Raw genomic sequence first — 11,806 nt, forward strand, 5'->3', positions numbered from 1 at the left:
ACTATCTATGCACCCTATGCACTTAACAACGCACTTAATGCATCAGTACCGCGTACATCTGTCTGTTGCAGGTAAATCGGATACAGCGGGTACTTGGTAAAGCTTTGTTCGATATCCTGCAGCAAATGCTGCTGACGCTCAGCACGGCGTCGCCAAAACTCATCCGACTGCGCAGTTGATATCAACTGATTGATGACGATTGCTGCTGGCATGAGCTTACTATCTTCCAATTGCTCGATAGCGCGTTTGGTCTCAGCCAATGGCAAGACATCAGCGGTCATCACCAACACAATCGCTGTTTGTGTACGGTCATGTAGTAGCAACCCTGCTTGGCGGAACAATTGCTTGCGCTTTTCTAATACGGATACAGCTTGCTCCCAGCGATCTGATTTTTTTACTGCAAATGGATTGGCCACGTCGTTCTTTTCCGTGCTCTGTTTCTGATTGTGACTGTCCAAATGCGTCGCCACCGAACGTAGTTTGGCCTGTCGTCGCTGCTGTGCAAGCAGCCCATCCGTCCACGCCCCCATCATTTCTGGTAATACCAATAATCGCAAAGTATGACCTGTCGGTGCGGTATCAAAGATGATGTGTTCATACCCAGCATCTGCCGCTTCGACTAAATGGTGACACATGGATTCGAGCATCGCGGCTTCTTGAGCGCCAGGTGCCGACTTAGATAGCCTCAGATGCTCACGAATTTTTGGCATCATATCTGGGTTGGCATAAGCTTTAATCGTATTTTCGACTTGAGCGAAGTGCTCATCGACAATCACATCAGGATTTAACTCAATCGCATCTAGATAAGGTGATATTACCGTTTTATCATTATTGAGTCTTACATTTAATACATCACCCAAACTATGTGCTGGATCGGTTGAGACAATTAAGGTTTTTTGCTGCTGGCTTGCATAGTAGCTGGCTAGGGCTGCTGCAGTGGTGGTCTTCCCTACACCGCCTTTGCCGCCGATAAATATAATCGGTTGTGTCTCTAACTGCTCTACCAATCCATGTAAAGGGTGTAATGCCATATCATTATCTCGTATTTTGTCTCATTATCTAATAAATGCTTAGCTACTTTTTTATATAGTCAATCCACTACTGTTAGCAGCAGCCGACGTGGTCAAATGGACATCTATCCATCCCCATACGTGTATGCCATTCATGAAAGTTTTCTAAAAATAATGGTTGCAATTCTAATGTATAAAAGCTGGCGGGATTATCAATACCCAAGCTCTCGGCAAACATGAGCAACATAAAAAAATCTTCTTCATCACGTGCGGCCCGTGCCATCGTCTGACGATAAGGCGCATGATAAAATTCATTTAATCCACTCTTAAACCGTTGCCACCATGGTTGAGTGTTCTCTAATGGTTGAACGTTTACTATATTATTTGATGTGTTTTCATTTTCCATAATATGCTCGTATTTTACTTAATTCTTATGATCTATCATGCCTATATGATATAAAAAACGCCAGCAATTGCTGCTAGCGTTTTTTATTAAACAGACACTCAATATGGTTTAACGTTTAAACCTCACCGTTTTTACCTTTATGTAGTGACCACTCTTTGCGTAGTACAGACAAACTCTCAAACGTCACCAAAATGGTCGCGATTAAGATAATAATATCCATAATAATAAGTAGCCAATTACCATCAGTAAAGAAGGTTTTGAGCTGAATCAATAGTGCAAAGACAGTCATAACCAACAAGAACGACAATGGTGCTAAGGTGTACCAAACTGGCTTGCCCTTACGTAACAAGATAATGGTAACGATCATCAAGGTTAAGGCGGCCATTAACTGGTTGGTCGTACCAAATAGCGGCCAAATAATCATACCGCCCGCGCCATCGATACCACCAGCACCGAACGCTAATAACAAACAGCTTCCGACAGCAAGTAACGTTGCAACGACACTCTTATTGAGTACGGGTAAATTATAAAATTCACCAAATTCTTGGAAGATGTAACGCTGTAAACGTACGCCAGTATCCATCGTCGTACCAGCAAACAATGCAGCCATTACCGTAAGCATCGTCTGTGATAGCACCATGTCGATGCCAACGCCGGCATTCAATATGGTTGCACCGCCATCGATGAACGCACCGATAGAGCCATCACCAAACTTTTGATAGACCGCTTGCCAGTCACCAAGAGTCGCAAAACCTGCGGTTGCTGCAAGGATTGCTCCAAGCGCTAGCATACCCTCACCCAATGCACCGAAGTAACCAACGAAACGAACGTCTTCTTCTTTATCAATCTGCTTAGAAGTGGTCCCTGTTGCAACCAAACCATGGAAACCTGATATGGCACCACAAGCAATTGTCACAAACAATAATGGTAGAAGTGACGGTGTATCCGCTGGTAATGCAGTGTTAACGGCTGGCGCGACAATATTAGGCGTGCCGATAAAAATAGCGGCATATAATAAAATCAAACCGACAAATAACTGTAAGCCATTAATATAATCACGAGGTTGAAGTAGCATCCATACAGGCAACAACGATGCAATCGCCGCATAGGCGAACAAGATCAAGATCCATACTGCGTTATCAGGCAAACCCATGACGGTTTCAGGTAATACAATCGGGAACATAGGGCCAAGATAGATAAGCCCGTACAAGGCAGTTACCCCGATAATGGACACCCAGACCAAATTCATGTTGTAGCGATAGATACACTGTCCGATGATAAAGGCAACCACTAAGGCACCCCAAACTGGCAATACCGCAGATGGCGTCTTGATCATCATATTGGCAATAGCTACGCCAAATACAGCATTAACCATCAGTAGTAATAAGAAGATAACAACCATCATCAAGCTGCGGACACGTGTGCCCATGACAGTACCAGCGATAGAGCCAATCGACTGACCTCTATTACGCATACTTGCCCAAATAGCAGACATATCATGTACGCCAGCCATAAAGATAGTACCTACCACTACCCAAATAATAGCAGGCACCCAGCCCCAAATAACCGCAATCGCAGGACCGATAATTGGTGCAGCCCCTGCCACTGACGTGAAGTGATGCCCCCACAATACATACTTATTTGTAGGAACATAATCGATCCCATCTTTCATCGTATGTGCGGGTGTAGGACGGCTGTTGTCCAATGCTAAAATTTTGGTGGCGATAAATTTTGAATAAAACACGTAGCCGCAGAGCATAGCGGCAACGGCGAATAGTAGTACAATAGCACTATTCATCTCATCTCTCCCTAGACAAGTAGTCAATAGCCTTATAAGTTCAAGCTTTTTGAATTAAAATATGAAAAATATGCTAAATTAGTGTGCGATGAGTGACTCAACTCATCTATCGTTTAGGTAAATTCTAGCAATTTGCAAAATTATTACCAATCAACAAAGTCATTTATCTTATAACTAGGGCATGTCACTAATCAGCATTTGGTTTGATGAGCCTGAGACTAAAACTTTGTTTGAATAATAACCGATTTGGTGATAAATGTAACGCAAGTAAGACATAAAAAACAACAAATAAAGGAAGTGCAATGGCACATTATTTTGGATTCGCACCCTCAGATAAACTAAAAGCTTTAATCAGTGAGGCCGAACAAGTCGTTGCTTCAAATGAGAATGTAGAGTACTACCCTTATCGCGATGCCCTTACGCATCAGACAGCGCGTGATCTTACTGATAATTTATTGGTTGGTTTGGTAGATATTATTCCGAACCCTGAGCGCCAAGCCTCTATGCGTAAAATTGTTGGAACGATTGAACGTGCGACAGATACTTTGCTCAATATCTTACTAGGTAAAGAAAACAACAAAGACGTATTACCAAGTTTTCATTTTCTAAGAGATCATGCAACCTTTATTGATAATGAAGGCATTAAACGTGTTGGCTTTAAACTATCAGAAAAAGACGCCAATACCATCACTGAAGGGTTTGCTGCTATCACGCCTGAGCATGTAGATAGAGCCAAATTTAAAACGGCACTCGAAACCATGAACGAAGAAACATTGACCCACTTCATCAGTCGTTATGCCGAGACATTAAAGCTAGGCATGATCAAGCGTAAGTCAGTTCCAGTTGCCAAATCGGCAATTGATAAAGGCATGAGTATGGCACTTAATAAGCTATTACCTGACCTACCAAATGACTCATTGAATAGATTGGCCAATTATTACCGCCCATTTATTATAGAAAAGCCAGAACAACCCTAAAAGTTGGATTAATTTTGTCCCAAAAGTCATATGACGTTGGGCAAATTCACTAAAATTTGCTAAAATAAGCGGCACTTTTTACCAAAGGCGCACCCGATGACCCAAATCAGTAACCAAGAAATTGAAAAAACCTTACGCAACTCAGAGTGCCTTATTAGCAGTATCGAAGTAGCTGCTGCTTATGAGCGTTTGGCCGCTCAGCTCAATCTACATTATGCTGGTCTAAACCCAATTGTTATGGTCGTGATGAACGGCGGATTGATTCCAGCTGGTCAACTACTGACACATCTTACGTTCTACCATCGCATGCACTATATTCATGCGACTCGTTATCGCGATAACGAAGGTACTAACGAGCTTGATTGGAAATTCAAGCCTGATGTTAGTATCGAAGGTGAGCACGTATTGTTAATCGACGACATCTTTGACGAAGGTATTACCCTAAAAGCAGTTGTTGAAGAATTAAGTAAAGAAAAGCCTCTATCACTTGAGTCTTGTGTCTTGCTTAACAAGCAACATGATCGCAAAGTTGCAGATTTTGACGTAGATTTTGTGGGTATTGATGTTGCAGATCGTTATGTTTACGGTTGTGGTATGGATTTCCATGGTTACTTGCGTCACCTGCCAGGTATCTATGCAATCAAAGAAGACAAAGTTTAATTCTAAACTTAATTGATTAAAATAGTTAAATCCTAAAAAAGCATCCAATTTGGATGCTTTTTTATTGTGCTGACTTATTGCGCCAACAACAACTTGAATGAATCGTTAAAACTGTAATGCCAAACCAGTATGGCGTTCAGTTGGTGTTTGAACCGCTTTTTCTAAAGCGTGTTTGGTACTATATATCGTTACCTGCTTCTTAGCACGAGTCACTGCCGTATAGATAAGCTCTTTGCTCAGCAATCTTGCATGGCTGTTATCGAAAGTAATAGCAACATGATCAAATTCGGATCCTTGTGACTTATGAATAGTCATTGCATATGCCGTGGCTATCACCTCTTCATTTAGCAAATTAACAGCTATCCCTTGTGTCTTATTTTCAAAGAATACTTCTAATTGGCTCCTTTCATCTGATGTTTGTAAGCAGAAACCGATATCCCCATTAAATAGCCCAAGCTCATAGTTGTTTTGTAGCACCATAACAGGACGTCCATGGAACCACGTGTTTTGTCCCAATGGTAACTTTAACTCAGCAAGATGCCATTGAGTGAGGTAGTTATTGATATAGTGGTCGCCCCATTCACCATTATGGCCAGCAGTGAGGATTCTAAATTGATTAAATACTTCCATTAACGAAGAGGTAGTATTTTTAATTAATTCTGGCATGGATTTTTCTATCGGATTTTCTAGTAAATTTTCAATTCTACTTACGTATGATTGGTAATTACTAGAGATTCTTGAAATAGCTTTTTCTTTGCTTAGGCTATTTTCTATATTATTATTTAATATAGACTCTGCTTGTAACGTATTAACATATTGAAAACTCAAAGCAGCGTCTTGCCTTAATAATTGCCAAATAGCTTGAAGATTTGCCTCTGCTTTATTGATTTGAGTGGCCAGTTTACCGATACCTGACTCGGCGCTAAATCGGCGGCTCTCTGTTAGCTCTGCGTGTATGGGTTGCAATAGTGGAATACGGCATAGATCAGCCAATACTGCTCCTGCATCGACGGCTGCTAACTGATTAGCATCGCCTAATAATATCAGCCTAGCACCTGGCTTTACAGCGCTCACAAGGTAATTGGCCAACTCGACTCCGAGCATAGATGCCTCATCAACGATGATAATATCTTCACCGAGTGGGTTGTTGGCATCGTAGCGCGGTCTACCCGTTCGACCGATACCTAGTAGACGATGGATGGTTTTTGCCTCTTGCAACTGCAACTCTACATTTGCGTCATCTAAAGCCGCCTGCAGAGACTCTTGCATACGTTGGGCAGCCTTACCCGTCGGTGCGGCCAATGCCAAACTGGCACTGTCCGTACTGAATCGAATATGCTCAGCCCCATCCCCCCCACTCTCTGTCGCTTGCTGCAGCGCAATGACCAATTGAGCCACGGTATATGTTTTACCTGTGCCTGGACCACCAGTAATAATACTAAACGCATTATTATTAGCGACATTGATTGCCTTCACTTGGTGCTCATGAAGGTTTTCAGGTATTGCTATCTGTAAAGGACTTACTTGCTGATTTAAGATATTGTTGATATTTTTTGCTAAATTAAACTCTGCTTGCCAAGCACGGTGTAACCAAAATGTGATTTTTGAACTTCGAGTTTGTTCACTTTTAGCTATGTTGTAAATAATCGGTTGATTATTTTTGCTTAGGCTATTTTGATAGTTGTTATAATTAGTATTTGCCTCAACGTTAGCAAATAAAGCATGCTCATGGATTGAATGAACGAAAGTATTTAAGTCGCTATTTTTCAAGCGATGATATAACGTAGTTATCGCATTAAAACGTTTGATCAACGTCTCTTTTTCATGATTACTCAGTGCTAGCTGCGCCCACAGGTAATCTCGCTGACCAAACAAAGTGTCTAGTAATACAAATAGCGATATCTCCGTTGTAGTATCATCGTTTGATTGCGTGTCTATTTGCGTTTTTATCTGAGTATCAATCAGCGCAAAAATTGGTGTTGCTAGTATCTCTAATAATTGCTGCTGCCATGCATATAATGTGACTATTTCCCCATTAATCTGACCTTGCATGGGAGCTTCATGATCGGCCGTATCGACAGTTAATACAGTATGCCCCTCTTCCAAATGAGCCGCTAAAATAACGAATAGAGCAGTAAATAAGTCATTGTTTTCCGACTTATTGATTCTTTTGCTCTCATCATTCATATTTGCATCTTTCGCGTCATATGCTACATGTGTTTGCTGACGACGCAGCAAAATATAATCGCTGATGTTACTGGCCCAGCTCTCTTGTAAGCTAATGGCTGACTTACTTTTATTGTTATTATTACTCATCGTATATTTATCTCTTATTAATCTGATTAACTGCTATAACAATTTTTATCTACCTAGTTGCTATATAAGGTTTATTAATCCGGCAGGCCAAACAATGCATCTAGACCTTTAATAAAGGCGATGGGAATATCCCAAGTAACCAATCCATAGCAACTATTACTGCTCAAGCTATCGTGGTTAGACTGAGCCCTATCTTGCGATGTAGACATAGTAGCTGCTTGAGCATTCGGGTCATACACACCGCGTAAAAACACGTACTCTACAGCGCCTAAGTACTTATCTTCGTTACCCGTATAATCACTGATTCTCATAGCAAGGAACCGATGTAATGCTACTTGATAGATTGCTGCTTGTAGCCAGTACCCCGCCTTGGACATTGCTTTCTTGAGCGTATCTTCATTATAATCGCTTAGGCTATTTCCTAGAAAGTTACTCTTATAATCGACCACATAATACTTGCCAGCATGCTCATACACCAAGTCAATCTCACCACGCAAATAACGATATAGATGTGCTTTATTTTGTGGCACTAGAGTGACGTGTTTATCTGTCTCGTCAGGTAAATACCGTTGAAAAAGTTGACTAATATCCTGTGCTTTGAAATTCTCTGACAATCCCATGTTGAACTCTAACTCGGCAAATCGCTTACCTTTATCAAGAGCAATCAAGGGTTGATTGGAAGCCAACAGTGGCGCATGCAGCACCTCTTCAATCCAATTAACTAATGCCTCATGCTTGGTTGTATCTATTGACTCAAGATCAAACCCATCACTATCTCTTTGTTTTTTGCCTTGGGATCTGCGGCTCTGCTGTTCCGCACTGCTATATATCAGCGGCAACTGATAGCTATTAATCGCTCTATCAATAACCTGATGCCACTGGGCTTTATTAGTGAAATCGATTTGTTCAAATATCTCATGCAAAAACGTACCGGCATTGGCACCTTTTACAAAGGTAAAGCGGATATCATCTTCTACCTTGAGGCTTAGTTCACTGTCTTGTTCGAGAGACTCTTTGCTATTCAGTGAAGAAAGGTCTGAAACAGAAGACTCTGTCATATCAATATCTATCGCATCATCAATACGCTCATCCACTATCGCCATTGCTTGTGTAGATTCATCTAGCTGACGCGCTAAGGCGGTAAAACTGGTCTTGGCCCAGCCATAAAAATAATTGGTTTTCATCACCTCAGCAAAGGGCGCGTACTCAATAGCCTCTGTTGTAGGCTTATGAACATTTAACTTGGTAGCAGTCATCTGAACATTGTCATTTACGCCTGCTGATTGAGCATCAATGCTTGCGTAATTACTGTCATAAAACTCATTAACTTTATGCCCTCTGAGCATGCCTATGGTACCTTTGAGCCTATCAGGCAATTCAAACTTGGCCTCTTCAGACTCGAACCAATAAAAAACTGGCTTTAGCTCAAACCCTGTCTTGTTACTCGGATCTCGCAAAACAACATAAAGCTGCTCACTAGCCCGAGTAAAGGCCACATAGCCAAGCCGCCTTATCTCATCAAAACCTTCCTGTGTTTCGATATCGGTGTAGTAACCCTCATCCGTGGCAGAGCCTTGCAATGGTGAGAAACGGCGCTGATTACCCGTTAATTGATTATCTGTCGACTGCTGTACTTCTATCGACTGCCGCACTAGCGCTGAAGGCGCTTGTTGCGCGTTATATAGATACAGCCCATAGTCTTCCTTATTGCCAGACTTCCTACTGGCGTCACCCATTCCCAATACATAGACAATAGGGAACTCAAGCCCTTTTGACTTATGAATAGTCATCAATTGCACACCAGACTCTGTCGGTAGCGGATATTGCTTAGCCCAATCACTGTTGGGTGCTGTATCTATCTGCTGTCTGAACCAAGCTAGTAGCTCATATTCACCCATGCCTAGACCATACTGCGCCAAGATGTCCATTACATGACGCAAGTCCATGATATGACGATCACCTTCTGGATGAGCAGCTAGGGCCTGCCATACGCCTTGCGGCTGCACAGGGCTTTTATCTAATAAATAATGTAGCGCCGATAATATGCCAAAGTGCTGCCAACGCTGTGCCCCTTCTTTTAGATAGGTAATAAAGTCTTGATAGCTTTTTTTAGTATCAGTAGCTTCATTGGCTGGGAGGTCTTTCGAATTAGAGTTTTGTGAATGGGCGCTTGGCGTACTACTGCCCTCAGTAACGCCTGACTCATGGTCCGTCATCATGGCTTTGATGTTTTTGATACTCAGTCCATATAGATGACTTGTCAATACCCGATTAATCATGTCATGACGATACGGGTATAGCATGGCACTCAGCAATGCCGCCACATCTTCTGCCATAATAGTCTCAAAGATACTGACATCACTAGTAGTCAAAGTCGGCACATTAAGTTTCACTAGCTCATCTTCGACCCTTTTCAGATCTTTTTTGGCACGTGCCAGCACCCCAATATCACTCGGCTGTATCGGCTTACCTTTAAGTGTCTGACCACTATTAAGCAAAGTGACTATATGGCGAGCTGTGATTTCATGCTCGTCGTAATCAAACTCTTTGTCCTTATCATAAGGCAGATGCAACAAGCTCACTGGCTGAGCAGAGAGAACCTCTGTCACCAATACGTTATCTAGCCTATCTGACTCATTAAACCAAGACAGCTCATATTCCGGTTTTGCTGCTTTGATATGTTGATAGTGAATCCCAGTACCCAGCTGCGACAGCTTATTCTCAGCAGTTGTGGCATCAGCCATGCCAAACCAGCAGTTCAATGCGTTAATCACACCGGCGTTTGAACGGCGATTGATATCAAGTGTCCAAAGGGCACTTTTATCAAATTGGGATTTCATATAGTTGTAGTTGGCCACATCGCCACCACGAAACCCATAAATAGCCTGTTTGGGATCACCAACCAATAGCAGAAACTCATGATTGGCTTTCTTAGTGGTTGCCTGCTTGTCACTGTCCAACTGTTTACGCTTATTCTTTGGCAAATAGATGCTTTCAATCATAATGGCTTGCTCGCCATTGATATCTTGCGACTCGTCAATCAATGCCACAGGATAATGATGACGAATATAACGCGCCAGCTTATCTCCTTGGCGGCCAGTTAATGCTTGGTTTAAGCGTACCATCTGCAAACTAAAGGTCGTCTCGCCGCGCTCTTCCAAAATGACTGGTAGCCTATTGCGCACAGCCAGCACAATATGACGGTTAAGATTGGCCAATACCAACAAAATATGCTGATTCAAACTATCAAGCATGTCTAAGAGAGCCATTAACTTGCTAATGCTCTCTAGCTCAAAAAGTGTCTGATGCTCTTTTTCTTTATTCTTATTAAAGTTCTTAATTTTACCATCTTCATCGGGATATCTAGAATCCTGCAATGATGTCAAAATCTTGTTTTCGCTCTCATTTAAATAGCTATTAAAGGTCAGCTGATACTGCGATATCTTTTGATGCACCTCGATAATGGCATCAAACTGTTTGGTTAAATTAGAACCACCACGGAATCCTTGAGACTTTCTATAATCAGGATTTAAATAAGGCTGGATATCTACTAAATCTAACTGAGAAAACTCATTAATTAGTTTTTCGTATGCATCAAAGTCAAAGCCTTTCTCAATCCTTATCTCATCAATCGGCGCAGAGATAAAATTAAGCGAGCGAGTCACATATTTCTTATGATCGCCAACTGCAGTCAGCTTATCTTGCTGATCCATTAGCGCGTAAAGTTTAGGCTGCTCATAATATAATCGGCTCTGAAACTGACGCAGCTCATCATGGATAATACTGTCAGTCACCTGTTCAATACTGCTGTCTTCAATAATCCCCATACCCTGCTGGTGACCAGTTTCGCTACTGTACTCCGTCAGCCATTTTTGCGCCAAGCTATCGAGCGTGCCTACAAACAGCTTATCCAATGTGGTTAGTACCAGTGCCGTACGCCTAATAGCTTCCGCCATGGGGTAACTGTACACGTGATCTAGCAAATAGCCGACGAGATGCAAGTTAATAGGATCTTGCATGATGCCATCTAAGCGCACATATTTGGCCTGATTAACCAGCCAATCTTCGCGGTCTTTTTTTGCTTGTTTACGTTTCTCTGCCGCCGCTTGCTTATCAGCAGCAAGGTCTTGATTTAAATCGTCAATATCTGTCTCAACGTTTGCGTCTACGTCTGAATTACTGCCTGCTTGTGCGTCTTTATTACCCTCAGGCATGACTTGCAATATGTTGGGATAGAGACTCTCTTTATTGCCAGCATCAGCACTTAGGCTATTAACCCACTGCAATAATTGATAAAAATCCACCAAACGATCATGAATACGCTGACGCATCTCAGCGGCAGCGGCTCGCGTAAAGGTAGTAGCAATAATTTGCTCTGGCGCACGTCGTGCTTCAATTAGCAGGCGCAATACAATGCCTGTTAGCGTCCAAGTTTTACCAGTACCAGCTGAGGCTTCAATCAGGTGCTTGCCCGTTAGGTCAACATCAACTGCTGGTATCACATCAGCCTGACGCTCACTCATAGGATCTGAGTGAGGCGCATCTGAGTGCTCATCGAATAAATGTGGCTGTGTAGAAAGTTCAATGATATTGGTTGGATTGGTCAAGTCTGTCATATGGGCGCATACTTTTAATTATT

At 42.2% G+C, this 11,806-nt stretch carries 7 protein-coding genes; 2 read left to right on the forward strand and 5 right to left on the reverse strand.

Annotated features, from left to right (window positions below; genetic code table 11):
- Nucleotides 1-14: 14 nt before the first annotated feature.
- The 3 genes from ACI2IW_RS10325 to ACI2IW_RS10335 form a co-directional block, all read right to left on the reverse strand.
- Nucleotides 15-1,031 (reverse strand): ArsA family ATPase, encoded by a 1,017-nt coding sequence (locus tag ACI2IW_RS10325; protein WP_404693594.1) that lies wholly within the window; start codon nucleotides 1,029-1,031, stop codon nucleotides 15-17.
- 73 nt (nucleotides 1,032-1,104) lie between these two features.
- On the reverse strand, nucleotides 1,105-1,416 hold the full coding sequence (locus ACI2IW_RS10330; RefSeq protein WP_101205857.1) for a cory-CC-star protein: 312 nt from the start codon (nucleotides 1,414-1,416) through the stop codon (nucleotides 1,105-1,107).
- 115 nt (nucleotides 1,417-1,531) lie between these two features.
- Complete coding sequence (locus tag ACI2IW_RS10335; RefSeq protein ID WP_191113583.1) at nucleotides 1,532-3,214, reverse strand: carbon starvation protein A; 1,683 nt, start codon at nucleotides 3,212-3,214, stop codon at nucleotides 1,532-1,534.
- Between the two features lie 302 nt (nucleotides 3,215-3,516).
- On the opposite strand from ACI2IW_RS10335, the gene ACI2IW_RS10340 reads away from it, so the two are divergent.
- Nucleotides 3,517-4,191, forward strand: a complete 675-nt coding sequence (locus ACI2IW_RS10340; RefSeq protein WP_404693595.1) for a hypothetical protein — start codon at nucleotides 3,517-3,519, stop codon at nucleotides 4,189-4,191.
- Between the two features lie 96 nt (nucleotides 4,192-4,287).
- Complete coding sequence (locus ACI2IW_RS10345) at nucleotides 4,288-4,851, forward strand: hypoxanthine-guanine phosphoribosyltransferase (protein WP_057760160.1); 564 nt, start codon at nucleotides 4,288-4,290, stop codon at nucleotides 4,849-4,851.
- A gap of 105 nt (nucleotides 4,852-4,956) precedes the next feature.
- Here the strand turns inward: ACI2IW_RS10345 and recD are convergent, their stop codons facing one another.
- Together recD and ACI2IW_RS10355 are read right to left on the reverse strand one after the other, a co-directional pair.
- Nucleotides 4,957-7,167 (reverse strand): exodeoxyribonuclease V subunit alpha, encoded by a 2,211-nt coding sequence (gene recD / locus ACI2IW_RS10350; protein ID WP_404693596.1) that lies wholly within the window; start codon nucleotides 7,165-7,167, stop codon nucleotides 4,957-4,959.
- Between the two features lie 74 nt (nucleotides 7,168-7,241).
- Nucleotides 7,242-11,783, reverse strand: coding sequence for a UvrD-helicase domain-containing protein (locus ACI2IW_RS10355; protein ID WP_404693597.1), 4,542 nt, complete (start codon nucleotides 11,781-11,783; stop codon nucleotides 7,242-7,244).
- Nucleotides 11,784-11,806 lie beyond the last annotated feature (23 nt).

The sequence above is a fragment of the Psychrobacter sp. NPDC078501 genome, assembly GCF_044900935.1.
GTDB lineage: Bacteria > Pseudomonadota > Gammaproteobacteria > Pseudomonadales > Moraxellaceae > Psychrobacter.

What these genes read in the sequence shown, in the direction of transcription:
- ACI2IW_RS10325 (WP_404693594.1), bottom strand. Translation starts at nt 1,031, where the DNA reads ATGGCATTACACCCTTTACATGGATTGGTAGAGCAGTTAGAGACACAA.
- recD (WP_404693596.1), bottom strand. Translation starts at nt 7,167, where the DNA reads ATGAGTAATAATAACAATAAAAGTAAGTCAGCCATTAGCTTACAAGAG.
- ACI2IW_RS10340 (WP_404693595.1), top strand. Translation starts at nt 3,517, where the DNA reads ATGGCACATTATTTTGGATTCGCACCCTCAGATAAACTAAAAGCTTTA.
- ACI2IW_RS10330 (WP_101205857.1), bottom strand. Translation starts at nt 1,416, where the DNA reads ATGGAAAATGAAAACACATCAAATAATATAGTAAACGTTCAACCATTA.
- ACI2IW_RS10355 (WP_404693597.1), bottom strand. Translation starts at nt 11,783, where the DNA reads ATGACAGACTTGACCAATCCAACCAATATCATTGAACTTTCTACACAG.
- ACI2IW_RS10335 (WP_191113583.1), bottom strand. Translation starts at nt 3,214, where the DNA reads ATGAATAGTGCTATTGTACTACTATTCGCCGTTGCCGCTATGCTCTGC.
- ACI2IW_RS10345 (WP_057760160.1), top strand. Translation starts at nt 4,288, where the DNA reads ATGACCCAAATCAGTAACCAAGAAATTGAAAAAACCTTACGCAACTCA.